This window comes from Phenylobacterium sp. LH3H17, from assembly GCF_024298925.1.
Taxonomy (GTDB): domain Bacteria; phylum Pseudomonadota; class Alphaproteobacteria; order Caulobacterales; family Caulobacteraceae; genus Phenylobacterium.
Map to the genome: position 1 here is coordinate 16,066 of NZ_CP101283.1, position 23,832 is coordinate 39,897.

The 23,832-nt window shown below is 70.1% G+C and carries 22 protein-coding genes; 1 reads left to right on the forward strand and 21 read right to left on the reverse strand.

Annotated features, from left to right (window positions below; all coding sequences use genetic code 11):
* Positions 1-67 precede the first annotated feature (67 nt).
* The 19 genes from metK to mutS all read right to left on the reverse strand — a co-directional run bounded on the left by metK (position 68) and on the right by mutS (position 19,802).
* Complete coding sequence (metK, locus tag M9M90_RS00080) at positions 68-1,288, reverse strand: methionine adenosyltransferase (RefSeq protein ID WP_254835136.1); 1,221 nt, start codon at positions 1,286-1,288, stop codon at positions 68-70.
* A gap of 126 nt (positions 1,289-1,414) precedes the next feature.
* Positions 1,415-1,828 carry a helix-turn-helix domain-containing protein gene (locus M9M90_RS00085; protein WP_254835137.1) on the reverse strand — a complete coding sequence of 138 codons (414 nt, stop codon included), beginning with the start codon at positions 1,826-1,828 and terminating at the stop codon, positions 1,415-1,417.
* A gap of 56 nt (positions 1,829-1,884) precedes the next feature.
* Positions 1,885-3,447: an apolipoprotein N-acyltransferase gene (gene lnt / locus M9M90_RS00090; protein ID WP_254837182.1), complete on the reverse strand. Its 1,563-nt coding sequence runs from the start codon at positions 3,445-3,447 to the stop codon at positions 1,885-1,887.
* Positions 3,448-3,451: 4 nt separating this feature from the next.
* Positions 3,452-4,327, reverse strand: coding sequence for a hemolysin family protein (locus tag M9M90_RS00095; RefSeq protein ID WP_254835138.1), 876 nt, complete (start codon positions 4,325-4,327; stop codon positions 3,452-3,454).
* The gene (gene ybeY, locus M9M90_RS00100; protein WP_254835139.1) at positions 4,320-4,784 is read right to left on the reverse strand and encodes an rRNA maturation RNase YbeY; all 465 of its coding nucleotides are present in this window, start codon (positions 4,782-4,784) and stop codon (positions 4,320-4,322) included. The genes M9M90_RS00095 and ybeY overlap by 8 nt, the downstream gene beginning before the upstream one ends.
* A complete protein-coding gene (locus M9M90_RS00105; protein WP_254835140.1) occupies positions 4,781-5,734 on the reverse strand; it encodes a PhoH family protein in 954 nt (317 codons plus the stop codon). The genes ybeY and M9M90_RS00105 overlap by 4 nt, the downstream gene beginning before the upstream one ends.
* Entirely contained in the window at positions 5,731-7,065 is a 1,335-nt protein-coding gene (miaB, locus tag M9M90_RS00110; protein WP_254835141.1) for a tRNA (N6-isopentenyl adenosine(37)-C2)-methylthiotransferase MiaB, read from the reverse strand. Before miaB ends, M9M90_RS00105 begins: the two co-directional genes overlap by 4 nt.
* A gap of 53 nt (positions 7,066-7,118) precedes the next feature.
* Entirely contained in the window at positions 7,119-7,526 is a 408-nt protein-coding gene (locus tag M9M90_RS00115; RefSeq protein ID WP_254835142.1) for a Fur family transcriptional regulator, read from the reverse strand.
* 40 nt (positions 7,527-7,566) lie between these two features.
* Positions 7,567-8,022 carry a GNAT family N-acetyltransferase gene (locus M9M90_RS00120; protein ID WP_254835143.1) on the reverse strand — a complete coding sequence of 152 codons (456 nt, stop codon included), beginning with the start codon at positions 8,020-8,022 and terminating at the stop codon, positions 7,567-7,569.
* Positions 8,019-8,654 carry a tRNA (adenosine(37)-N6)-threonylcarbamoyltransferase complex dimerization subunit type 1 TsaB gene (tsaB, locus tag M9M90_RS00125; protein ID WP_254837183.1) on the reverse strand — a complete coding sequence of 212 codons (636 nt, stop codon included), beginning with the start codon at positions 8,652-8,654 and terminating at the stop codon, positions 8,019-8,021. Before tsaB ends, M9M90_RS00120 begins: the two co-directional genes overlap by 4 nt.
* Positions 8,654-9,145 carry a hypothetical protein gene (locus M9M90_RS00130; RefSeq protein WP_254835144.1) on the reverse strand — a complete coding sequence of 164 codons (492 nt, stop codon included), beginning with the start codon at positions 9,143-9,145 and terminating at the stop codon, positions 8,654-8,656. Before M9M90_RS00130 ends, tsaB begins: the two co-directional genes overlap by 1 nt.
* Before the next feature lie 49 nt (positions 9,146-9,194).
* Complete coding sequence (locus tag M9M90_RS00135; RefSeq protein ID WP_254835145.1) at positions 9,195-9,770, reverse strand: NifU family protein; 576 nt, start codon at positions 9,768-9,770, stop codon at positions 9,195-9,197.
* A 50-nt stretch (positions 9,771-9,820) separates the two neighbouring features.
* Positions 9,821-10,294: a universal stress protein gene (locus tag M9M90_RS00140; protein WP_254835146.1), complete on the reverse strand. Its 474-nt coding sequence runs from the start codon at positions 10,292-10,294 to the stop codon at positions 9,821-9,823.
* A gap of 43 nt (positions 10,295-10,337) precedes the next feature.
* Complete coding sequence (gene trpS / locus M9M90_RS00145) at positions 10,338-11,372, reverse strand: tryptophan--tRNA ligase (protein ID WP_254835147.1); 1,035 nt, start codon at positions 11,370-11,372, stop codon at positions 10,338-10,340.
* 159 nt (positions 11,373-11,531) lie between these two features.
* A complete protein-coding gene (murJ, locus tag M9M90_RS00150; protein WP_256549221.1) occupies positions 11,532-13,157 on the reverse strand; it encodes a murein biosynthesis integral membrane protein MurJ in 1,626 nt (541 codons plus the stop codon).
* A gap of 51 nt (positions 13,158-13,208) precedes the next feature.
* Positions 13,209-16,034, reverse strand: coding sequence for a [protein-PII] uridylyltransferase (locus tag M9M90_RS00155; protein WP_254835148.1), 2,826 nt, complete (start codon positions 16,032-16,034; stop codon positions 13,209-13,211).
* Positions 16,035-16,132: 98 nt separating this feature from the next.
* Positions 16,133-16,387, reverse strand: a complete 255-nt coding sequence (locus M9M90_RS00160) for a hypothetical protein (RefSeq protein ID WP_254835149.1) — start codon at positions 16,385-16,387, stop codon at positions 16,133-16,135.
* A gap of 131 nt (positions 16,388-16,518) precedes the next feature.
* A complete protein-coding gene (locus M9M90_RS00165) occupies positions 16,519-17,124 on the reverse strand; it encodes an HAD family hydrolase (protein WP_254835150.1) in 606 nt (201 codons plus the stop codon).
* Entirely contained in the window at positions 17,124-19,802 is a 2,679-nt protein-coding gene (mutS, locus tag M9M90_RS00170; protein WP_254835151.1) for a DNA mismatch repair protein MutS, read from the reverse strand. Before mutS ends, M9M90_RS00165 begins: the two co-directional genes overlap by 1 nt.
* A gap of 104 nt (positions 19,803-19,906) precedes the next feature.
* Between mutS and M9M90_RS00175 the strand changes: the two genes are divergently transcribed.
* Positions 19,907-20,434: a GNAT family N-acetyltransferase gene (locus M9M90_RS00175; protein ID WP_254835152.1), complete on the forward strand. Its 528-nt coding sequence runs from the start codon at positions 19,907-19,909 to the stop codon at positions 20,432-20,434.
* 21 nt (positions 20,435-20,455) lie between these two features.
* On the opposite strand, the gene dnaJ is transcribed toward M9M90_RS00175, so the two are convergent.
* Positions 20,456-21,610: a molecular chaperone DnaJ gene (gene dnaJ, locus M9M90_RS00180; RefSeq protein ID WP_254835153.1), complete on the reverse strand. Its 1,155-nt coding sequence runs from the start codon at positions 21,608-21,610 to the stop codon at positions 20,456-20,458.
* Between the two features lie 150 nt (positions 21,611-21,760).
* Positions 21,761-23,692 carry a molecular chaperone DnaK gene (gene dnaK / locus M9M90_RS00185; protein WP_256549254.1) on the reverse strand — a complete coding sequence of 644 codons (1,932 nt, stop codon included), beginning with the start codon at positions 23,690-23,692 and terminating at the stop codon, positions 21,761-21,763.
* Between the last annotated feature and the right edge of the window lie 140 nt (positions 23,693-23,832).

A 23,832-nucleotide genomic window follows, 5' to 3' on the forward strand; every position in this document is an offset into this window, starting at 1 on the left:
GGCCGCAATGACAAAGGCCGCCGCGTTGTCACGCGACGGCCCTGCTCGAGTCGACGCGCCTATGGGATCAGGCCAGGCCCTTCAGCTGGTCGACCAGGTCGGTCTTTTCCCAGGAGAAGCCGCCTTCGTTGTCCGGCTGGCGGCCGAAATGGCCATAGGCCGCGGTGCGGGCGTAGATCGGGCGGTTGAGCCCGAGGTGCTCACGGATGGCGCGCGGCGTGGCGCCGCCGATCATCTGCGGCAGGGCGAGCTCCAGCTTGGTCGGATCGACCTCGCCGGTGCCGTGCAGGTCCACATAGAAGCTGAGCGGGTTGGCGACGCCGATGGCGTAGCTGATCTGGATGGTGCACTTACGCGCCAGGCCCGAGGCCACGACGTTCTTGGCCAGGTAGCGGCAGGCGTAGGCCGCCGAGCGGTCGACCTTGGTCGGGTCCTTGCCGGAGAACGCGCCGCCGCCGTGCGGCGAGGCGCCGCCATAGGTGTCGACGATGATCTTGCGGCCGGTGATGCCGGCGTCGCCGTCCGGGCCGCCGATCAGGAAACGGCCGGTCGGGTTGACGTGCCACTTGGTCTTCTTGGTCAGCAGACCGGCGGGCAGGACGCTTTCCACATAGGGCTTGATCAGCGCCTGGATGCGCTTCGAATTGGCCCCGAGGTCGCCGATCTTCTTCTTGTGCTGGGTGGAGACCACGATCTGCAGGATCTCGACCGGCCGGCCGTCCTGATAGAGCACGGTCACCTGGCTCTTGGCGTCGGGCTCCAGGGCCTCGCACTCGCCTGAGTGACGGACCTCGGCCAGACGGCGCAGGATGTCGTGGGAGAACTGCAGGGTGGCCGGCATCAGGGCCGGGGTCTCGTCGCAGGCGTAGCCGAACATGATGCCCTGGTCGCCGGCGCCCTCTTCCTTCTTGTCGGTCGAGTCCACGCCCACGGCGATGTCGGCCGACTGGGCGTGCAGGTAGTTCTGGAACCTGGCCTTTTCCCAGTGGAAGCCCTTCTGGGCATAGCCAATGTCCTTCACCGCGGCGCGGACCTTGGGCTCCAGGCTGGCCAGGATGTCCTTGGTGAGCTGCTTGCTCTCGGCCTTGGAGCTGCCCGGCTTGCCGGCGCGCACTTCCCCGGCCAGCACGATGCGGTTCGTGGTCACCAGGGTCTCGCAGGCCACCCGAGCCTCGGGCTCGGCGGCCAGGAAGGCGTCCACGACCGTATCGGAGATGCGGTCGGCCACCTTGTCCGGATGGCCTTCGGACACGCTTTCGCTGGTGAAGATATAGGAGGAACGGCTCAAGACGATAGCTCCGGAAAATGGGCGCGGACCACCGCTTCCGGGCGATCCGACTGAACGTCGGCGCGAACCTATAAAGAAATCCTTATATCCCGCAAGCGCGAGCATTCCGCGCTTGGTTAAGGCGCCCTAGGCCTCGTCCTCCTCCTCGACCATGGCGCGCACCAGGTCGAGGATGCGCCGGCGCACTCGGGCGCGGCGGATCTTGGGGAAGGTGTCGGCCAGTTCCAGGCCCTCGGCGGTGAGCAGGAAGGCCTGGGCGCCGGGCCTGGCTTCCACGGCCTCCAGCCCCACCGCGTCGCCCTCGGGCAGGCCTTCGTAGAAATAGGCGATGGTGGTCTTCAGCGCCCGGGCCATCTCATAGAGCTTGGAGGCCGAGACCCGGTTGGCGGCGCGCTCGTACTTCTGCACCTGCTGGAAGGTCAGGCCGATGGCCTCGGCGAGCCTTTCCTGGCTGACGCCCATCTCCTTCCGGCGCAGTCGAATGCGCAGACCCACATGCAGATCGACCGGGTTGGGGGCAGCGTCGGGTTCCTTGGCCATCCCTAACCCTAGACGAAGGGGAGCCTGACCGTCAAAAAATTGACGACCCCGTCATTTCAAGGCCGGCGCCTGACCCGCCCCAGCGCCAGAATCGCCCCTGAAATGAGCAACATCGCGGCGAAAGCGGCGTCCCCGAAGCGGGAATACGGGGTCGTCGGCAGGGCTGCGGGCAGCGCCGCGTCGATCACCCCTTCCATACCCAGGCCAAGCTTGGCCTTGGTGCGTCCGTGGGCGTCGATCATGGCCGAGACGCCCGTGGGCGTGGCCCGCACGATGGGCAGGCCCTCCTCGATGGCCCGGTAGCTGGCGATATTCAGGTGCTGCAGCGGCCCGCTGGTCCCGCCGAACCACGCGTCGTTGGAGACGTTGAGCAGCCAGGCCGGCCGCAGCCCCGCCCGTTGCGCCGCCACCCCGGAGAAGTGCGGGAACAGGGCCTCGTAGCAGATCAGCGGTTGAAAGGCGGGCAGGCCGCGCGGCGCCAGCGGCCGGGGCTCGGGGCCGGCGGTGAAGTCCTCGGGCATGTGGACCAGGCTGCGGATCCCCAACCGGGTCGCCAGGTCGCCAAGGGGCAGGAACTCGCCGAACGGCACCAGCCGGTGCTTGTCATAGACCCCGGTGACCGTGAACCCGCTCCCCTCGCGGCGCAGGGCGACCAGGCTGTTGAAATAGTCCACGCCGCCGGTCGGCGAGAGCCCGGCGCGGTTGGCGCCCATCAGCAGGGTCTGGCCCGGCGCCACCGCCTCGGCCAGTCGGTCCACGTAGGGGCTGCCGGGCGCCAGCAGATCGTCGATCACCGCCGGCAGGGCGCCTTCCGGCCAGACCACGATCTGCGGCGTCGCCCCGCCCTGGCGGGTGAGCCGCCCGTAGGCCGCGACGATCGCGTCGAGGTTCTCGGGCTTCCACTTGTCCTTCTGATCGATATTGGCCTGGACGATGCGCACCCGCGGCGCATCGGCGGCCGGAGCGGGCGCGGCGGCCAACCGCGCGGCGCCGGCGACATGGAGGCCCGCCAGGGCCAGGGCGGCGATCCCCACCGCCACGGCCCGCGTCCGGCGCGGCGCGGCGTCCAGGATCAGGATCGGAGCCGCGGCGATCGCCAGGGTGATCCAGGTGAGACCGTAGGCGCCGACGATGGCCGCGGCCTGGGACACCATACCGCCCGCCGGCCAGGTCTCGCCCGGCAGGTTCCAGGGAAAGCCCGTCAAGACATGCCCCCGCGTCCATTCCAGCGCCGCGAGGATCCCGGCGAACGCCAGCACCCTCCAGGGGCCTCTGGGCGCCGCCCACCGGTAGGCTAGGGCCGCCAGACCCCAGAACAGGGCGAGGCCCCCGGCCATGAACATCAGGGCGAAGGGCGCCATCCAACCCTGGTTGGCGGCGTCCACCTGGAAGGGCTCGGTGATCCACCAGACGCCGACCGCGAAATAGCCGACCCCGGCCAGCCAGCCCCGGAAGAAGGCCGAGCGCTTCGGCCGAGCACCCTCGGTCTCGATCAAACCCAGCAAGAGGGCGTAGCCCAGCAGGCCGGGCAGCAGTCCGAACGGCGGGTGAGCGAACCCGGCCGCCAGGCCGGCGGCGAGCGCCAGCAGGCGCGCGGGCCAGGCGGACAGAAGCTTCAGGGTCCTAGGCCTCGACCATGGGTTCGGGCTTGGCGGCGGGCTTGAACCGCACGCGCTTCACCCGCCGGGGATCGGCGTCCAGCACCTGGATCTCGAAGCCGCCGGGATGGGCGATGACCTCGCCCCGCTGCGGCACGCGTCCGGCGAGGGCCGACACCAGGCCGCCCACGGTGTCGATCTCCTCGTCCAGGTCGGGCGGGGCCAGATCGGTGTCGAGCGCCGCCTCGAGCTTCTCCAGCGGCGCGCGGCCGTCCACCTCGAACACCCCACCGGGACGCGGCGTGACGCTGGCGACGGCGGCCTCGTCGTGCTCGTCGTCGATGTCGCCGACCACCGCCTCGACCAGGTCCTCCATGGTCACCAGGCCGTCGGTGCCGCCGAACTCGTCGATGACCAGGGCCATGTGGGTGCGTTCGGCCTGCATGCGCAGCAGCAGGTCGGCGCAGCGCATGGAGCCCGGCACATAGAGCACCTCGCGGCGCAGCTTCTGCAGGATCAGGTCGCTGGGGCCGGGCCGCTTCCCACGTCCGGCCAGCAGCTTGAAGATGTCCTTGACGTGGATCACGCCGATGGGGTCGTCGAGGGTCTCGCGGAAGATCGGCATGCGGCTGTGCTCGGCCTCGGCGAATCGCTCCACCACCTCGGCGAAGGGGGTCGACAGCTCGACGGCCACGATGTCCACCCGAGGCGTCATCACGTCGTCCACCCGCATGGTCTGGAAGGCGGCGGCCTGCTCCACCAGGGCGCCGCCGGCGCCGTTGGCGGACGGGACGGCCAGGACCTCGCCGGCCTTGCCGCGCAGTCGGCGGAGGAAGGCCCGAACGCCCCGGCTCTGCCGGGCGGGTTCGGGCGGTCTGGAACCGTCGGAGGAGTTAGCCATGGTCTCCCTGTTCGGCGGCATAGGGATCAGGGACCCCCAGTCCCGCCAGGATGACGCGCTCAAGGCCTTCCATCTGTTCGGCCTCGGCGTCGGTCTCGTGATCGTATCCTACTAGATGCAGCACCCCGTGCGCCACCAGGTGCTGAAGGTGGTGACCCAGGGGCTTGCCCTGTTCGGCGGCCTCGCGGGCGCAGACGCCGTAGGCCAGGGCCACGTCGCCCAGGTGCCGCTCGGGGTTCTGGGGCGCCGGGAAGGACAGGACATTGGTGGCGCTGTCCTTCTGCCGGAAACGGAGGTTGAGTTCGCGCACCGACTGGTCGTCGGTCAGCAATAGCGTGACCGAACCCTCGGTGAAATCGATATAGGCGAGCGTCGCCTGGGTCACGGCCAGGGCCAGGGCTTCCGCGTCGGGTTCGGCGGCAAGCCAGGCCTGGTCCTCGATCTCGAGGTCGATCACATCGTGCGCCCCCGCTTGGCGGCGTCGGCGTCATAGGCGCGAACGATCCGCTCGACCATCGGATGGCGGACCACGTCCTCCACCGTGAACCGGTTGACCCCCACCCCCTGGACGCCCTCCAGCAGGCTGACCGCGTGGGCCAGGCCCGAATCCGAGGCGTTGACCAGGTCGATCTGGGTGGGGTCGCCGGTCACCGCCATGCGCGCGCCCTCCCCCAGTCGGGTCAGCACCATCTTCATCTGCAGGCGCGAGGTGTTCTGGGCCTCATCGACGATGACGAAGGCGTGGCTAAGGGTGCGCCCGCGCATGAAGGCGATGGGCACCACCTCGATCTCGCCCTTCTCCCGGCGGCGGCGGAACTGTTCGGGCCCCAGGATGTCGGTGAGCGCCTCCCAGACCGGGGCCATGTAGGGATCGACCTTCTCCGAGAGGTCGCCGGGCAGGAAGCCCAGCCGCTCGCCCGCCTCCACAGCCGGGCGCGAGACGATCAGCCGGTCGACCTCGCCCCGGAGCAGCAGGCCCGCCCCGTGGGCCACCGCCAGGAAGGTCTTGCCGGTGCCGGCTGGTCCCAGGCCGAAGACCAGCTCGCAATTGGCCAGGGCCTGCAGATAGCGCGCCTGGCCGGGGGTCTTGGGAGCCACCTGGCCGCGCTTGCCGGTGGGCAGACCACCGGGCGCCTTGCCCGAGCCGGTGCGGGCCTGGCCGATGGCCACGCGCACATCGGCCTCAGCCACCTCATGGCCGGCGTCGGCGCGAGCGGCCAGGGCGTTGATCACCTGCTTGGCGCTGGCCCGGGCCTTGGAGTCGCCGCTGAGCGCCACGCCGCCGCCGGGGGTCTCCACCAGGACGTCCAGGGCGTCCTCGATCAGGGCGGCGTGGCGGCTGGAGGTTCCGGCCACGGCGCGAACCGCGGCGTCGGAGAGCGGGATGAATTCCGGGGGCTTGCTCACGCGGGGACCTGTTCCAGGGCGCCGGCCAGGCTCATCTTGGCGGCGGCTTCGATACGCACCGGAACGATCTTTCCGATCAGACGATCCGGACCGTCGCAGTGGACGGCCTGAAGATAGGGGCTGCGGCCCGAAAGCTGGCCCGGATGGCGGCCGCTCCTCTCGAACAGCACCGGCAGGACCTTGCCGACCTGGCTCAGGTTGAAGGCCTTCTGCTGCTCGTCCAGCAGGGCGTTCAGCCGCGCCAGGCGCTCGTCCTTGACCTCTTCGGCGACCTGGCCCGGCATGGCCGCGGCCGGGGTGCCCGGGCGGCGGGAATATTTGAAGCTGAAGGCCGCGGCGTAGCCGACCTCTCGAACCAGGCTCAACGTCGCTTCGAAGTCGACATCCCGCTCGCCGGGGAAGCCGACGATGAAGTCGCCGGACATGGCGATGTCGGGCCGCGCCGCGCGGATCTTCTCCACCAGCCGCAGGTAGCTCTCGGCATTGTGGGCGCGGTTCATGGCCTTGAGGATCTTGTCCGACCCCGACTGCACCGGCAGATGCAGGTAGGGCATCAGCTGCGGCAGCTCGGCATGGGCGTCGATCAACGCCTGGTCCATGTCGGCCGGGTGGCTGGTGGTGTACCGGATGCGGTCCAGGCCCTCGATCCGCGCCAATTTCCGCGCCAGGCCGGCGAGGCCGCCCTCACCGGCATAGGCGTTGACGTTCTGGCCCAGCAGGGTGACTTCGCGCACCCCCTGCTCGGCCAGGCTGCGGGCTTCGGCCAGGATGGTCTCCACCGGCCGCGACCACTCGCCGCCGCGAGTGTAGGGCACCACGCAGAAGGTGCAGAACTTGTCGCAACCCTCCTGGACGGTGAGGAAGGCGGTGACCCCCGTGGGATGGCGCTCCGTGGGCAGGGCGTCGAACTTCTCGTCGGCGGCGAAGTCGGCGGCCAGCCGCTCGCCCCGCGCCCGGTGGGTCCGGGCGATCAGCTCCGGAAGCTGGTGATAGGCCTGCGGCCCCACCACCAGGTCCACCGCCGGCTGGCGCAGCATGATCTGCTCGCCCTCGGCCTGGGCCACGCAGCCGGCCACCGCGATCACCATGTCGCCGCCCGCCGCCCGGCGGGCCAGCTTCATGGCCTTGATGTAGCCGAGCTCGGAATAGACCTTCTCGGTGGCCTTCTCGCGGATGTGGCAGGTGTTCAGCACCACCAGGTCGGCGTCATCGGGCCGCTCGGTCATGGCGTAGCCCAGCGGGCCAAGCACGTCGGCCATGCGCTCGCTGTCATAGACGTTCATCTGACAGCCATAGGTCTTGATGAAGAGGCGCTTGGTGGGCACTGACATGGCGGGTTTATGGGGCTGTGGATAGTTGGGCGCAAGCCGACAGCCGGAAGCCGTCAATCCTCGATCGGCACGCCGTAGAGTTCCAGCCGGTGGTCCACCAGCTTGTAGCCGAGCTTGCGGGCGATGGCCTCCTGCAGGGCCTCGATCTCCTCGTCGACGAATTCCACCACCTTGCCGGACTTCATGTCGATCAGGTGGTCGTGGTGGATCTCGGTGGCTTCCTCATAACGAGAGCGTCCGTCGCGGAAATCGTGGCGGGCGATGATCCCCGCCTCCTCGAACAGCCGCACGGTGCGATAGACCGTGGCGATGGAGATGTGCGGGTCCACGTCGTGGGCGCGGCGATAGAGCTCTTCCACGTCCGGGTGGTCATGGGCTTCCGACAGCACGCGCGCGATCACGCGCCGCTGTTCGGTCATCCGCATGCCCTTTTCGACGCAGAGATTCTCGATCCGGTCCACGAACGGCTCCTGGCGATTTGGTGGGCGCACGATAGAGCCCCTAGGCCGACGGGCCAAGGTCGAGACGCATGACCACCGCGTCGGCCCGCGGTTTTGGTCCGCGGTCGTAGTATCCGCGCCGCAACCCGACCTCGCCGAAGCCCGCCTTGGCGTAGAGCCCCCGGGCCGCGGGGTTGTCGTCGGCGACCTCCAGGAACAGGGTCTCGGCCCCGGCTATCCGCGCCGCGCCCGTGGCCGCCTCCACCAGGGCCAGCGCCAGGCCTCGGCGCCGCGCGGCGGGATCGACGGCCAGGGTGAGGATCTCGGCCTCCCCGGCCACGGCGCGGCACAGGATGAAGCCTAGCGCCCGCTCATCCTCCTCGACCAGCAGGGCGAAGCCGCCAGGTCCGTCCAGCAGGCCGGCGATCTCCCGGGGCGGCCAGGCGACATCGAAGGCCGCGGCGTGGACCCTGGCGAGCGCGCCGGCCTCATGGCTCCAGGCGCCGCGCAGCCTCACGGCGGCGGCAGCTTTCCGCCCGGCAGGCGGGCGTCGGGCGCGCGCAGATAGAGCGGCCGGGGCGGGACCGGCGAACGGGCGGCGGCCAATCGCGCCACCGCCGACGGGTCGGCCTGGTCGGCGGCGATCACGCGGGCGGTGGGCGTCATGTCGGAAAGGAGAGCCGCGCCGGACCCGATCAGCACCTCGGGCGCGAACTCGGCGACCCGCGCCGCGGCGGTCTCGAGGGGCAGGACATCAGGGGCGCTGACCGGGACGCCGTCGGCGAAGGCCTGGAGGTAGACCTGGCCGCGCTTGGCGTCGAGCACCGCCAGGACCCGGCCCGGCGTACCCGCCGCCAGGGCCTCCAGCGTGCCCACCGCCACCACCGGGATGGCCAGGGCCTGGCCGATCCCCTTGGCGAAGGCCAGCCCCACCCGCAATCCGGTGAACGAGCCCGGCCCCACGGTGACGCCCACCCGGTCGAGCCGGTCGAATGAGGTCCCCGCCTCGGCCATCAGCTCGGCGACCAGCGGCGCGAGCCGCTCCTGGTGACCGCGCGCCATGGGCTCCACGCGAGCGGCCAGCACGCGCTCGCCGTCCACCACGGCCGCCGAACAGGCGCCGAGGCAGGTGTCGAGGGCGAGGATGATCACGGCCGGGTCGGGCCCCAGCAGGGCTCCAGGCTCTTCAGGGTTTTTTCGGTCCAGGTAGCCACGGGGGAGTGATCGACGGCGCGCAGCTCCATCCCGGCGGCGCTGTCACCGGCGGACCAGCGCGCGTCGGTGGCCCATAGGAAATAGCTGCTGCCGTTGGGAGGGCGCTTCAGGTCGCCGAGCGGGGCCGTCCCAGGCGGCGCGATCACGGGCGTCGGCAGGCGCGCGAGCTCGGCCAGGGCCGGCTCGAGCTGCGGGCAGGTCTCCGAACTCGTCCAGGAGATCTCGGCCCTGCCCGACTGGGCCTCGACCCGTCGCGCCAGCAGATAGGGCTTCAAGGCGTCGGGCCTCTGCATCCGGTAGACGCCGAAGCCCGTCGAGCGATGGCTGCGATAGACGGCGAAGGCCACGGCCGGCGGCCGGTTCTCCACCCGCGCGCCCTTCAGCACCGGCCAGTCGTCCTCGTCGGCCAGGCATGGCGCGGCCACGGCCGCGACCGCCAGCGATAGGAGAAGGATCCGCCCCCGGTTCACAGGTCTAGAGCGTCTGCTCGACCCGGGTCACTTCGGGCACATAGTGCTTCAGCATGTTCTCCACGCCCGCCTTCAGGGTCGCCGAGGAGGAGGGGCAGCCCGAGCAGGCGCCGCGCATGTGCAGCCAGACCACGCCGGTCTCGGGCTCGAAGCGGTTGAACAGGATGTCGCCGCCGTCCTGGGCCACGGCCGGGCGGATACGGGTGTCGAGAAGGTCCTTGATCTCGGCCACCACCTGGGCGGTCTCGCCTTCATAGACCTGGTCGTCGTGGCCGCCGGCCTCGTCGCCCTGGCTGTCGGAGAACAGCGGCCGGCCCGAGGTGAAGTGGTCCATGATCGCCGCCAGGATCGGCGCCTTCAGGTGGGCCCAGTCCAGGTCCTCGCCCTTGCCGACGGTGACGAAGTCGGTCCCGAAGAAAACCCGGGTCACGCCCTCGACGGCGAACAGGTCGGTGGCCAGGGGCGAGGCCTCGGCCTCGTCGGCGCTGCGGAAGTCGCGCGATCCTTCGGCCATGATCTCGCGACCGGGCAGGAACTTCAGGACCTCGGGGTTCGGGGTGGCTTCGGTCTGGATGAACATGGGGGAGATGTGGCGCTTTGGAGCCGGAATCGCAAGCTTGGCGGCGCGCCCTAGGCCAGGTCGGCGATCTCGTCGTCGGTCAGGTCGCCCGGCACCACGGTGACCGGGACCTTGCGGGCTCCCCACTTGACGCCTTCCTTGGCGATGGAGGCGACCAGGGGGCCTGGACCGCGCCCGCCGACCGCGGCGGCCAGGACCAGGATCTTGATGTCCGGATCATCGGAGATGACCTTGCGCAGGGCCGCGCGGGTGTTGTCGGCGTCCAAGATGATGAATTCCGGCGCCATGCCGGACTGCTCCACCACGTACTCGGCCATCTTCTGCAGGACCTGCTCGGCCTCCTCGCGGGCCTGGCGCTCGATCTCGTCGCGCACCCCGCTCCAGTGCTCGAACACCGCCGGCTCGATGACCCGCAGCAGGGCCACGTGACCGCCGGTGGAGCGCGCGCGGCGGCAGGCGAAGCGCAGGGCCGCCTGGAACTCCGGGCTGTCGTCGGCGATGACGAGGAACTTGCGCTGGCTCATGGGGCGACGGTGGCGCGCGGGACGACCGCGCGCAAGCCTCGGCTCAGCTTCCCCAGTAGCCGACGATCTTTTTCACCTGGGCCAGGTTCGGAGCCGCCGCGGCCCGGGCGCGTTGGGCGCCGTCGGCGAGGATGCGGTCGATCTCAGCCGGGTCGGCCATCAACCGGCGCATCTCTGCGCCCACCGGGCCGAGCCTGGCCACCGCCAGGTCGGCCAGCTTTGGCTTGAACGCGCCGAAGCCCTGGCCGGTGAACTCGGTCAGCACCTCGGCCGGACCGCGACCTTCCAGGGCGGCGTAGATGCCGATCAGGTTCAGCGCCTCGGGCCGGTCCTTCAGCTCCTCCAGGGTGGCGGGCAAGGGATCGGGGTCGGTCCGCGCCTTGCGCACCTTCTGGGCGATAGTGTCGGCGTCATCGAGCAGGTTGAGCCGCGAATTGTCCGAGGGATCGGATTTGCTCATCTTCGCGGCGCCATCGCGCAGGGACATGATCCGCGCGCCCGGCCCCTCGGTGAGGGCCTCGGGCAGGGGGAAGAAGGCCGGCGCCTCGAAGTCGTGGTTGAACTTGGCGGCGATGTCGCGGGTCAGTTCCAGGTGCTGGCGCTGGTCCTCGCCCACCGGCACGTGGGTGGCCTTGTAGACCAGGATGTCGGCGGCCTGCAGCACCGGATAGGTGTAGAGCCCGACGCTCTCGCGCTCCTTGTGTTTGCCGGCCTTGTCCTTGAACTGGGTCATCCGGTCCAGCCAGCCGAGCCGGGCCACGCAGTTGAACACCCAGGCGAGCTCGGCGTGCTCGGGCACCGCCGACTGCGGGAAGATGGTGGCCTTCTTCGGATCCAGGCCCGAGGCCAGGTAGGCCGCGGCGATCTCGCGGACCTGGGAGGCCAGCAGCTTGGGGTCCTGCCACACGGTGATGGCGTGCATGTCGGCCACGAAGATGAAGGTGTCCATCTCGTGCTGCAGCCGGGTGAACTTCACCAGGGCGCCGAGATAGTTGCCGAGATGCAGGGCGCCGGACGGCTGGACGCCGGAGAGCACGCGCGAGGGGCCCGAATAGACGGGAGGAGCTTGGTCGGTCATGGGGTCAGACTTTTGGGGGTCAGGCTTCGAATGGGGGAACAGACGGGCGCGACATCGCGCGCCGGGAGGGCGGGGTCAGGCGCGGCGCCATCGCCGAGTGTTTCGTCCGTGAGCCATGGCGCCAGCGAATAAGGCTTCGCGCGGCGGCCCGCAAGTCCGTCAAAGGTCGGTGGGCAGCGGCGCGTCGCCCGCCCGGCGGCGCAGGGCGGTACGGATCTCGCTGGGGGTAATGCCCCGGAAGGCCAGCAACAACAGGCCATAGACCCCGACGCCCACGGCGCTGACGCAGAGCACGGCGATCTCCTTGGGGCCCAGGCCCAGGACGCGGACACCCTCGAGGGGCGCCTCCAACCAGGCCCGCTGGTACGAGGCGAAGGCCAGCAGGCCGCCAAAGGCGGCGCTGGCCGCGGTGATCCGGGCGATGCGGCTCCAGGCCTTCATCGTCGGGGAATAGTCGCCCCGGCGGGCCAGCAGCACCGCCATCTGCAGCACATTCAGCCAGGCCGCCGCGCTGGTCGCCGCGGCGATGCCCTGCACGCCGACCAGCGGGAACAGCGACAGGCCGAGCACGATGTTCACCGCCACCGAGATCAGGCCGAAGCGCATGGGCGCCTTGGTGTCGGCGCGGGCGAAGAAGGCCGGTTGCAGCACGCGGGCCAGGACGAAGGCCGGGACGCCCCAGCCGTACTGGAACAGGATCTGGCCGGTTTGGCGGGCGTCCTCCACGGTGAATACGCCGCGCGTGAACAGGCCGTCGATCAGGAAGAAGGGCATGGCCACCAGGGCCGCGGCGGCCGGCGCCGTGAGCGCGAGCGCGAAGATCACCGCCTGGTCGGTGGCGCCCTGTGCGTCCTCATGGTCGCCGGCCTGGATGGCGGTGGAGAGCCGGGGCAGCAGGGCCACGCCCACCGCCACGCCGATCAGGCCGAGGGGAAGCTGGTACAGCCGGGCGGCGACCTCGGTCCAGGCCCGACCGCCGGCCACCTGGGAGGCGAGGATCCCGGAGATGAAGATATTGATCTGCACGGCGCTGGCGGCGATGGCGCCGGGGATGGCCAGGCCGATCAGCGACTTGATCTCGGGGGTCAGCCTGGGCCGTCGCAGCCTGATATGGGCGCCGGTCTTCTTGGCCCCCCACCACAGCAGGCCAGCCTGCAGCACCCCGGCGATGGGGATGCCGATGGAGGCGGCGTAGGCCGCGCGGATCGGGTCGTTTTGCGGCCAGACGGCGATCAGCATCACGGCGTTGAGGATGGTTGGGAATATCCCGGTGACGATGAACCGCCGGTGCGCGTTCAGCACCCCCGACAGCAGGGCCCCGATCGCCATGCAGGGCAGGTAAGGCATGCTGATCTGGGTCAGCACGATGGCCAGCTTGAATTTTTCCGGGTCCGAGGCGTAGCCCGGATTGATGGCGTACATCAGCCAGGGCATGGCCAGTTGCGCCACCAAGGTCAGCAGCAGGGTCGCCGCCGCCAGGGTGGCCAGGGCGTCCGAGGCGATGCGGTCGGCCTCCGCCTGGCCGTCACCGCCAAGGGTCTTGGTGTAGGACGGCACGAAGGCCGAGGTGAAGGCGCCCTCGGCGAAGATCCGCCGGAACAGGTTGGGGAAGGAGAGCGCCGTGTAATAGGCGTCGGCGGCGATGGTCGCGCTGGCCCCCAGCCGCGCGGTGAGCACCAGGTCCCGCGCCAGCCCCATGAACCGGCTTATCAGGGTCAAGCCCGACAGCACCAGCGAGGAGCGGATCAGGCCGCTCTTGGGCGGAGGGGATGGCGGGGCGGTCACGAGCGTTTGTGTGCGCCGAGCCCGGCGCCAGGGTCAAGCCGCCGCGTGGCGCTACCGTCCGACGCTGGCGCGGGCCTTCTGGATGTTGGCGCGGGACTTGGGCGTGGCGGCGGCCTCGACCTCTTCCAGTGAGGCCATGAGCTGGGCCTTGAGCGCGGTCATCTTCTTGCTGTCGGTCAGCTTCCGGCCGTCAGCCTCGACCACGTAGAAGGCGTCGACGGCGCGCTCGCCATAGCTATCGATATGGGCCGAGAGGATCGACAGGCCCGCCTCGGAGATATTGCGCGCCAGTGCCACCAGCAGGCCCGGGCGATCGCGGCCTGAGGCCTCCACCACGGTCGAGGCTTCCGAGGCCTCGTTGTCCAGCATCACCGTGGGCGTGATGGTGAAGGCGGCCGCCCGGCCGAAGTCGGCCACGCGGCGCGGCTCGGCCTTGCTGACCTCGCCGCGGCCGGCGGCTTCCAGCGACTGGGCGAGCTTGGCCAGCACCCGGGGATTGTCGTCGCCGAAGGGCTTGCCCCCGACGTCCTGCACGAAGAACACGTCCAGCGCCTGGCCCTGGCGGGAGGTGAAGACCCGCGCGCCCACGACATTGGCGCCGGCCCCGGTGATGGCGGCGGCCAGGTCGACGAACAGCCGCTGGCGGTCGGTGGCGGCGACCACCACCTCCGAAGCGTTGAGGCCTGAGCGGATGTGGCCTTCGGCGGCGGCGCCCCCGGCCTGTTGGGCCCGGCGGCCTAGCTCGGCGTGCGCCAGGATCTCGGTGTCGGTGAAGGAGGTGAAATAGGCGTCCTCCATCGAGGTGGCCCAGGCCTCGGACGAGGGGTCCGCGGCGATCAGCCGGACGCGCGCGTCATAGGCGGCGTTCTCGTGATAGCGGCGGATGGCGGCGGCGGCGTCCGAGCCGCGCCCGCCGCGGAACACCGCTTCGGTGGCGCTATAGAGCTCGCGCATCAGCTGGCCCTTCCAACCGTTCCAGACGCCCGGGCCCACCGCGCGGATATCGGCCACGGTCAGGACCAGCAGCAGGCGCAGGCGCTCGGGGGTCTCCACGATGCGAGCGAAGTCGGCCACGGTGCGCGGGTCGGAGACGTCGCGCTTCTGGGCGTAGTCGCTCATCACCAGATGATGCTCGACCAGCCAGGCCACCATCTCGATGCGCTTGCGGTCCAGGCCCAAGCGTTCGCAGGCCTGGCGCGCGGCGCGCGCCCCGGCCTTCTCCTGCCCCCCTGCCCCGCCCTTGCCGGTGTCGTGCAGCAGCATGGCCAGGAACAGGGCCTCGCGGTCGTCGATCAGCGGCATGATCGCCGTCGACAGCGGATGGTCCTCGGCGAACCGGCCATTGGCGATGTCGGCGATCACGCCGATCGCCCGCAGGGTGTGCTCGTCCACCGTGTAGGAATGGTACATGTTGAACTGCATCTGGGCGACGATGCGGCCCCACTCCGGCACGAACCGCCCCAGGACGTCGGCCTCGTTCATCATCGACAGCGTGCGCTGCGGATTGCGACCGTGGGCGAGGATGTCGAGGAACACCTTGGCCGCCTCGGGATCGCGCCGCACCTTCGAGCCGATCATCGCCACGCCACGGCTGGCGGCGGTGAAGGCGTCCGGGTGCAGGTCGAGGTCGCGCCGGTCGGCCAGGCGGAACAGCCGCAGCATGTTGATCGGATCGGACTCGAAGACGTGGGGGCCGTCGATGTTGAGGCGGCCGCCCTCCTCGTGGAAACCGGGATCCAGCGGCTTCTTCTTCAGCCGCCCGCGCCCCGGGATCAGCCGCGAGAAGCCGCGCGGCTGCTGCTTGATCTGCTCGGCCTCCAGCTTGGCCGCGAAGACCCGGGTCAGCATGCCGACCTCCTTGGCGATCAGGAAGTAGCGGCGCATGAACCGCTCCACCGCCGGGGCGTCGCCGCGGTCGCCATAGCCCATCCGCCGGGCGATCTCCGGCTGCAGGTCGAAGGTCAGCCGCTCCTCGGGCCTTCCGGTGGCGAAGTGCAGGTGGCCGCGCACCGCCCACAGGAAGTCGAAGGCCCGGATGAAGGCCGCCACCTCTCGGCGCTCGAACATGTCGAGCTGCACGATGCCATCCACCTGGGCGACCGGATGCAGGTACTGGGCGATCCAGAACAGGGTGTTGAGGTCGCGCAGGCCACCCTTGCCCTCCTTGACGTTGGGCTCGACCAGATAGCGGCTGGCGCCGGCCCGGTCCTGGCGCTCGTCGCGCTCCTTCAGCTTGGCGGCGACGAACTGGGCGGCCGTGCCCTTGACCACCTCGGCGCGGAACCGACGGGTCAGTTCGTCGGCCAGCTTCTCGTCGCCGGTCAGCCGGCGCGCCTCCAGGATCGAGGTTCGGATCGTATAGTCCTCGCGGGAGAGCTTGATGCACTCCTCCACGGTCCGCGAGGCGTGGCCGACCTTGAAGCCCAGATCCCACAGGGCATAGAGCATGTACTCGATCACGCTCTCGGCGTGAGCGGTCTGCTTGTAGGGGCGCAGGAACAACAGATCGAGGTCGGAGAAGGGCGCCAGTGCGCCCCGGCCGTAGCCGCCCACCGCGATCAGGGCAAGACGCTCCCCCTCGGTGGGGTTGCGGGCCCGGAACACGTGGACGGTGGTGAAGTCGTAGAGCGCGGTGACCACCTCGTCGGTGACCCCCGAGAGCAGCCGGGCGGTCTCGATGCCGCCGGCGCCGTTCTCCAGCCGCTCCTTGGCGATCATCCGGCCGCGGAACAGCGCCTGCTTGAGAATTTCCAGCGCCCGGCGGCGCTGCTCGGCCTCATCGCCCGCCGCGTCCAGGGCCGCCGCCGAGAGCTGGGCGCGCAGCCGCACGCCGTCGACGACATATTCCAGGCGGGTAGGGCGAAGACGGGGGGGCATGTCACCGCATATAGGGCAAGCCGCGCCCTCGCGTCAGGGGATACGAAAAAGGCCGGCGTTTCCGCCGGCCCTTGAACGCAACAATATAGAAATTCGGTTTAGTCGGCCGACTGGGCTTCGGCCAGCTTGGCCTGGGCGGTCTTCAGAGTCGCGCGGACGCAACGGCCGTAGGCGTTGGTGAACAGGCTCTCGCCGTAGGTTTCGCGCATGCAGACGCTGCGGGCGGCGCGGGTCAGGTCGGCGTCGATCTGGGCGGCGGACTTGCCCACCAGCGAAACGCGGACTTCGGCGGCCGAAGCCGGGGCGGCGAAGGTGATGGCGGCGACGGCGGTCAGGACGGCAATGCGGATCATCTCAAATTCTCCTTTGGCGCGGCGGGAGGAATATCCGCGCTGACAGGGGCCTTTTCGACGCTCGGGATTAATTTATGGTGCAACGCGGTGGTTAATTTTGTGCGACGCACAATGATCCGCGATCGGAGGGTTCAGACGCCCGCCTGGGCGAGGGCCTCAGCCAGGCGATGCTCGCCGGTCCAGAGGATCGCCGACCAGCCGCAGGCGCGGGCGGCTTCCACGTTGCGCGCGCTGTCGTCGATCAGCAACAGCTCGTGCGGCGCGAAGCCGGTGCGCTGCTCGACCAGGCGGAAGAAGGCCGCGTCCGGCTTCTTGCAGCCATAGTCGGCGGCGTAGTGCATGGCCTCGAACCGGGCGTTCAGCCCCAGGGTCTGCCACAGGTGCCGGGCGCGATGGTGCTCCTGGACCGTCGCCAGGTGCAGCTCCAGTCCGCCGGCGCGGCGGGCGGCCAGGTCCTCCAGCAGCACCTGGTCCAGATGGCCATCCTGCTCGAACCAGTAGGCGGCAAGCCGGTCGCTGGTCAGGTGCGGAGCGATCTCGGCCAGGGCCGGCGCCAGGCGCTCGTGCAGGTCGGCGCGGCCGAGCACGATGTCCTCGAAGTGCGGCGTGAAGAACGCCCGCTGCAGGTCTTCGGGGGAAAGGCCGAGGTCGGCCTCCATGTCGGCGTCCCAGCGGCGGCCTTCGGGATGGCGCACCACCACCCCGTCCACATCCACCATCAGGGCCCGCAGCCCCACTAGAGCAGGCCCTTCAGGCGGTAGAGGGCGTCCATGGCTTCCCTCGGGCTCATGCTGTCGGGATCGAGGTCGCGCAGGGCTGTTTCCGCGGCGCTTGGTCCCCGGCGTTCGGGCTCGGGCGCGCTGGCGGCGAACAGCGGCAGGTCGTCCAGGTGAGCGGGCGCGCCGGCCTCCCGCTCCAGCCGGTCCAGCACCTCGCGGGCCCGGACCACCACGGCGGGCGGCACTCCGGCCAGCTTGGCCACCTGCACGCCGTAGGAACGATCGGCCGGACCGGGACCAGCCTCGTGCAGGAAGATCAGCTCGCCGTTCCACTCCTTGGCCTTGAGCGAGAGGTTGGCCACGAAGGCCAGACGGCCCTCCAGCACGGCCAGCTCGTGATAGTGGGTGGCGAACAGGCCCCGGCAGCGGTTGGTCTCGTGCAGGGCCTCGGCGCAGGCCCAGGCGATGGCCAGGCCGTCATATGTGGCCGTGCCGCGCCCGATCTCGTCCAGGATCACCAGGGAGCGCGGCGTGGCCTGGGTCAGGATGGCCGCGGTCTCCACCATCTCGGCCATGAAGGTCGACCGGCCCCGCGCCAGGTCGTCCCCCGCCCCCACCCGGCTGAACAGCCTATCGACCACGCCTAGCCGCAGGCGCCTCGCGGGCACGAAACAGCCCGCCTGGGCGAGCACGGCCAGGAGCGCGTTCTGGCGCAGGAAGGTGGACTTGCCGGCCATGTTCGGCCCGGTGACGATGGAAAGCCTGGCCCCGGCCACGCCGGCCCCGTCGAGGCGGCAGTCATTGGGGGTGAACGGATTCCCGGCCCGCTTGACCGCGGCCTCCACCACCGGATGGCGCGCCGCCTCGGCCTCAAACACCGTGGAGCGGTCGATGAGGGGGCGGCTGGCGCCCACGTCGTCGGCCCATTCGGCGATCCCGGCGGCCACGTCCAGAGCCGCGGCGCCGTGGGCGGCGGCCTGGATGGCGGCGGCGACCGCGATCGCCGCCTCGCGCCAGGCCTCGAAGGTGGCGACCTCCATGGCAAGCGCGCGCTCGGCGGCCTGGGCGATGCGGGCGTCCAGCTCAGCCAGCTCCACGGTGGTGAAGCGCACCTGGTTGGCCAGGGTCTGGCGGTGGATGAAGACGGCGTTCAGCGGCGGCGCCATCAGCGGCTCGGCCGCCTTGGCGGTGGTCTCGACGAAATAGCCCAGCACGGCGTTGTGACGGACCTTCAGCGCCACCCCGCTCTCGGCCTGCAGCCGCGCCTCGAGCTGCAGGATCACCTTGCGGCTGTCGTCGCGCAGGGCGCGGGCCTGGTCGAGCTCGGCCCGGACGCCGGGCGCCACGAAGCCGCCGTCGCGGGTCTGGGCCGGCAGTTCGGTCCCGAGGCCCTCATCCAGCATCCGGCGAAATTCGGCGAGCTCCGCATGGGCCAGGGGATGCAGGGCGGCCAGGGCCCGGGCGATCTCGGCCGGCGGCGGCGGGTCCAGCGGTTCGGGGTGGGTGAACAGATCGGCGATGACCTCGCCGCCGGCCAGGCCGTCGCGCAGGTAACCCAGGTCGCGGGGACCGCCCCGGCCCAGGGCGAGACGGGAGAGGGCGCGGGCCATATCGCCCATGCGGCGCAGGGTCTCGCGCAGCTTCTGGCGCAGGGGACGGCGTTCGCAGAACCATTCCACCGCGTCCAGCCGCGCATCGATGGCGGCGGGGTCCAGCAGCGGGCGGGCCAGTCGCGCGGCCAGCATCCGGGCGCCCGGCGCGGTGATCGTGCGGTCGATGGCCCCCAGCAGCGATCCGTCGCGGCCACCCGACAGGCTCTTCTCGATCTCCAGGCTGGTCCGGGTGGCGGGGTCGATGGCCATGACGTCGGCCTCGCCCGCCCGCCGCGGGGCGGTGAGCGCGGGCAGTCGCCCGGCCTGGGTGGTCTCCAGGTGGGCGGCGATCAGGCCCAGAGCCGAGACCTCGGCCCCCGACAGCTCGCCGAAGCCGTCAAGGGTGTCGACCCCGTAGAGCCGCTTCAGCCGCGCCTCGGCCGCGGCGGGTTCGGCGAGCGCCGAGGCCATGGGCTGGATCAGGCCGCCGACGCTCTTGAAGGTCTCGCGCAGCGTCTCGTCGGCGAACAGCCGGTCGGGGACCAGGATCTCGGAGGGACCCAGAGAGGCCAGGGCCGAGGCCAGGCCGTCGCGGGAGAGCGTCATGCACTCCACCTCGCCGGTGGAGAGTTCGACACTGGCCACCGCCGCGGCCCCGGCCCGCACCGCCACGGCGGCCAGGCGGTTGGAGCCGCGGGCGTCCAGCAGGCCGTCCTCGGTGAGCGTGCCCGGGGTCACCACCCGCACCACGTCGCGCCGGACGATGGACTTGCCGCCGCGCTTCTTGGCCTCGGCGGGGTCCTCCATCTGCTCGCAGACCGCGACCTTGAAGCCCGAGCGGATCAGCTTGGCCAGATAGGCCTCGGCGGCGTGGACCGGCACGCCGCACATGGGGATCGGCGCTCCGCCGTGATTGCCCCGGGCGGTGAGGGTGATGCCGAGCGCGGCGGAGGCCCGCTCGGCGTCCTCGAAGAACAGCTCGTAGAAGTCGCCCATGCGGAAGAAGACCAGCGCGTCGGGCTGGCGCGACTTGGCCTCGAAGAACTGGGCCATGACCGGCGTGGCGCCGGCGGCGTCGGGAAGGGCGGGGGTCTGGGCGTTCATGCGTCGCCGTGAGCCTAGCCGCGCCCGCCGCGCGCGTCAGCCCCCACGGCCCCTTGAACCGTGCCGCGCGACTCCCAAGCTTGGACTTGAGTGAGGAGCCGCGCTTGACCCACCTCATCTTCCCCGCTGGACCCGACGACGCCGAGGACCTGGCCCGCATCCACGTGGCCTCCTGGCGCGAGACCTATGTCGGCCTGCTGCCCGACTCCTATCTGGCCCGCCTGTCGCCCGGCGTGCACACCCGGCGCTTCCGGACAAGCCTGCTGCGGCCCGGCGAACACGAGGCGACGCTGGCCGCCGCCGACCGCGATGGCCTGGTGGGCTATGTGGCCGGCGGTCCCTCCCGGGTCCGGCGGCTGGGCGAGGCGGAGATCACCACCCTCTACCTGCTGAAGGCCGCCCAGGGCCAGGGGACCGGCCGGCGGCTGGTCTCGTCCATCGCCCGGGTGTTCGCGGCCAACGGGGCGACCTCGCTGCTGATCTCGGTGCTGCGCGACAACATCCCGGCGCGGGGGTTCTACGAGCACCTGGGCGGCCAGGCCGAGGCCCCCCGCCGCGAGGCCGGCCCCGGCGGGGTGACCTATGAGGTGAGCTACCGCTGGCCCGAGATCAGGGTTCTACTCGACGATTGAATTGGCGGTCGAAGGCCGGCGCTAGGCGCCCGTGACGTCTTCCCAGAAGCGCTTGGCCTTGCCGATGAAGTTGGCGGACTTGGGGTGCTGCTGCTCGCCGGAGAGTTCGGCGAGTTCTCGCATCAGCTCCTTCTGGCGGGCGCTGAGCTTGCTCGGGGTCTCGACGAACAACTCCACCACCAGGTCGCCCCGTTCGCGCGAACGCAGTGACGGCATGCCCTTGCCCTTCAAGCGCACGGTTCGGCCGGTCTGGGAGCCCTCGGGCACCTTGACCTCGATGCGGCATTCGCCGTCGCAGTTCTCACCGCCCATCAGGCAAGGAGCCTCGATGTCGCCGCCGAGCGCGGCCACGTACATCGGCACCGGCACGGTGCAGAGCAGATCCAGGCCGTCTCGGTCGAACAGCTCGTGCGGCTTCACCGACAGGAAGATGTAGAGGTCGCCGCGCGATCCGCCGCGCGCGCCCGCGTCGCCCTCGCCAGCCAGCCGGATCCGGGCGCCGTCATCGACGCCGGCCGGGATGCGCACCTGCAGGACGCGTTCCTTCCGCACCTGGCCATGGCCGTGGCAGTCCTCGCAGGGGTCCAGCACCAGCTGGCCGGAGCCGCCGCAGCGCGGGCACGCCCGCTCGATGGAGAAGAAGCCCTGGCTGGCGCGCACGCGGCCTGCGCCGCCGCAGCTGCCGCAGACCGTCGGGCTGGTGCCGGGCTTGGCGCCGGAGCCCTCGCAGGTCTCGCAGGTGATGGAGGCCGGGACGGTGATCTCGACCTCGGAGCCGGCATAGGCCTGCTCGAGGGTGATCTCCAGGTCGTAGCGCAGGTCCTGGCCCCGGGCCGGGCCGCCGCGCTGGCGGCCGCGGCCGCCGAACATGTCGCCGAAGACGTCGCCGAACACCTCGTTGAAGATGTCGTTTACGTCGTGGAACTGGCCGTTTCCGCCGCCGCCGCCGTTGGCGCCGTTCACGCCGGCGTGGCCGAAGCGGTCATAGGCGGCGCGCTTCTGCGGATCGGAGAGGACCGAATAGGCCTCGTTGATTTCCTTGAATCGGCCCTCGGCCTCACCGCAGCCGCCGTTGCGGTCGGGGTGATGCTCCATGGCCAGCTTGCGGAAGGAGGCCTTCAGGGCCGCGTCGTCCGCGCCCCGGGCCACGCCCAGGATGTCGTAATAATCCCGCATCTTATGTCAGGCGTTCAAATTGATCTGTGTGAATGAGGTGGGTGGGCGCGAGCTTCGCTGCAAGGTCTCCCAAGCCATCCGCGCAAATGGGCGGATGGCCCATGAGCGCTTTCTCGCAAGGCTTGCGGAAAGCGCCCATGGGGCGAAACGTCACGCGGACTTCTTCTCGTCGTCGTCGCCGACTTCCTCGAACTCGGCGTCGACAACGTCGTCGCCCGAGGCTTCCGGCTGCTCCCCGGCCGCGCCGCCGCCCTGCTGGGCCGCGTACATGGCCTCACCCAGCTTCATCGAAGCCTGGATCAGGGTCTGGGTCTTGGCGGCGATCGCCTCGGCGTCGTCACCCTCGCGCGCCGACTTCAGGTCGGTGAGCGCGGTCTCGATGGCGTCCTTGTCGGGCCCGACGATCTTGTCGCCGTGCTCGGCCAGGGCCTTCTCGGTCGAGTGGATCACCGCCTCGGCCTGGTTCTTGGCTTCCACCAGGGCCTTGCGCTTCTCGTCGTCGGCCTTGTTGGACTCGGCTTCCTTGACCATCTTGTCGATGTCGGCGTCGGAGAGCCCGCCATTGGCCTGGATGCGGATCGACTGCTCCTTGGCCGTGGCCTTGTCGCGGGCCGAGACGTTCACGATGCCGTTGGCGTCGATGTCGAAGGTGACCTCGACCTGGGGCACGCCGCGCGGGGCCGGCGGGATGCCGACCAGGTCGAACTGACCCAGCATCTTGTTGTCGGCCGCCATCGGCCGCTCGCCCTGGAACACCCGGATCGTCACGGCCGACTGGTTGTCGTCGGCGGTCGAGAAGGTCTGGGAGCGCTTGGTCGGGATGGTGGTGTTGCGTTCGATCAGCGGGGTGAAGACGCCGCCCAGGGTCTCGATGCCCAGGGTCAGCGGGGTCACGTCCAGCAGCAGCACGTCCTTGACGTCGCCTTGCAGCACCCCGGCCTGGACCGCGGCGCCCAGGGCCACGACCTCGTCCGGGTTCACGCCGGTGTGCGGCTCGCGGCCGAAGAACTCCTTCACCGTCTCCACGACCTTGGGCATGCGGGTCATGCCGCCGACCAGGATCACTTCGTCGATGTCGGACTTCTTCATGCCCGCATCCTTCAGCGCCTGCTCGCAGGGGCCGACGGTGCGCGCGATCAGGTCTTCGACCAGGGCTTCGAGCTTGGAGCGCGACAGCTTGATGTTCAGGTGCAGCGGGCCGGACGCGTTCATCGAGATGAAGGGCAGGTTGACCTCGTACTGGGGCGTGAAGGAGAGCTCCTTCTTGGCCTTCTCGCCTTCTTCCTTCAGGCGCTGCAGGGCCAGCTTGTCCTTGCGCAGGTCGACGCTGGTTTCCTTTTTGAACTCGTCGGCCAAGTAGTCGACGATCCGCATGTCGAAGTCTTCGCCGCCCAGGAAGGTGTCGCCGTTGGTCGACTTCACCTCGAAGACGCCGTCGCCGATCTCCAGGATGGAGACGTCGAAGGTGCCGCCGCCCAGGTCGTAGACGACGATCTTCTTGCCGTCGTTCTTCTCCAGCCCGTAGGCGAGCGCCGCGGCGGTGGGTTCGTTGATGATGCGCAGGACTTCAAGCCCGGCGATCTTGCCCGCGTCCTTGGTGGCCTGGCGCTGGGCGTCGTTGAAATAGGCCGGGACCGTGATGACGGCCTTCTCGACCTTTTCGCCGAGATGCTGCTCGGCGGCTTCCTTCATCTTCTGCAGGATGAAGGCCGAGACCTGCTGGGGCGAATAGTCCTTGCCCTGGGCCTTCACCCAGGCGTCGCCGGTGGGACCCTTGACGATGTCATAGGGCACCATGTGCTTGTCTTTTTCGACCACCGGATCGTTGTAGTTACGGCCGATCAGCCGCTTGATGGCGAAAAGGGTGTTGGACGGATTGGTGACGGCCTGGCGCTTGGCGGGCTGGCCGACGAGGCGTTCCCCGTCCTCCAGGAAGGCCACCACCGACGGGGTGGTGCGGACGCCTTCGGCGTTCTCGATCACTTTCGGCGTTTTGCCGTCCATGATGGCCACGCACGAATTGGTCGTGCCCAGGTCGATGCCGATGATCTTGCTCATATCGAGTCTTGCTCGCTCCTGAATGGCGGACGCCGTCTGAAGGGCCTTCGGATGAAGCACCCCGTTTCTTGTCAACGTCCCCGGTTCGAATAAGGGCTCGGCCGGTTAACCCACGGGGAAACCGGCGTCGAGTCGCGATATGGGATCGCACGCGCGCCCTGCAA

Excerpts from the sequence above, each read along its gene's own strand:
- M9M90_RS00085 (WP_254835137.1), bottom strand. The coding sequence starts at position 1,828 with ATGGCCAAGGAACCCGACGCTGCCCCCAACCCGGTCGATCTGCATGTG.
- M9M90_RS00095 (WP_254835138.1), bottom strand. The coding sequence starts at position 4,327 with ATGGCTAACTCCTCCGACGGTTCCAGACCGCCCGAACCCGCCCGGCAG.
- miaB (WP_254835141.1), bottom strand. The coding sequence starts at position 7,065 with ATGTCAGTGCCCACCAAGCGCCTCTTCATCAAGACCTATGGCTGTCAG.
- M9M90_RS00135 (WP_254835145.1), bottom strand. The coding sequence starts at position 9,770 with ATGTTCATCCAGACCGAAGCCACCCCGAACCCCGAGGTCCTGAAGTTC.
- M9M90_RS00140 (WP_254835146.1), bottom strand. The coding sequence starts at position 10,294 with ATGAGCCAGCGCAAGTTCCTCGTCATCGCCGACGACAGCCCGGAGTTC.
- trpS (WP_254835147.1), bottom strand. The coding sequence starts at position 11,372 with ATGACCGACCAAGCTCCTCCCGTCTATTCGGGCCCCTCGCGCGTGCTC.
- M9M90_RS00155 (WP_254835148.1), bottom strand. The coding sequence starts at position 16,034 with ATGCCCCCCCGTCTTCGCCCTACCCGCCTGGAATATGTCGTCGACGGC.
- M9M90_RS00160 (WP_254835149.1), bottom strand. The coding sequence starts at position 16,387 with ATGATCCGCATTGCCGTCCTGACCGCCGTCGCCGCCATCACCTTCGCC.
- mutS (WP_254835151.1), bottom strand. The coding sequence starts at position 19,802 with ATGAACGCCCAGACCCCCGCCCTTCCCGACGCCGCCGGCGCCACGCCG.
- dnaJ (WP_254835153.1), bottom strand. The coding sequence starts at position 21,610 with ATGCGGGATTATTACGACATCCTGGGCGTGGCCCGGGGCGCGGACGAC.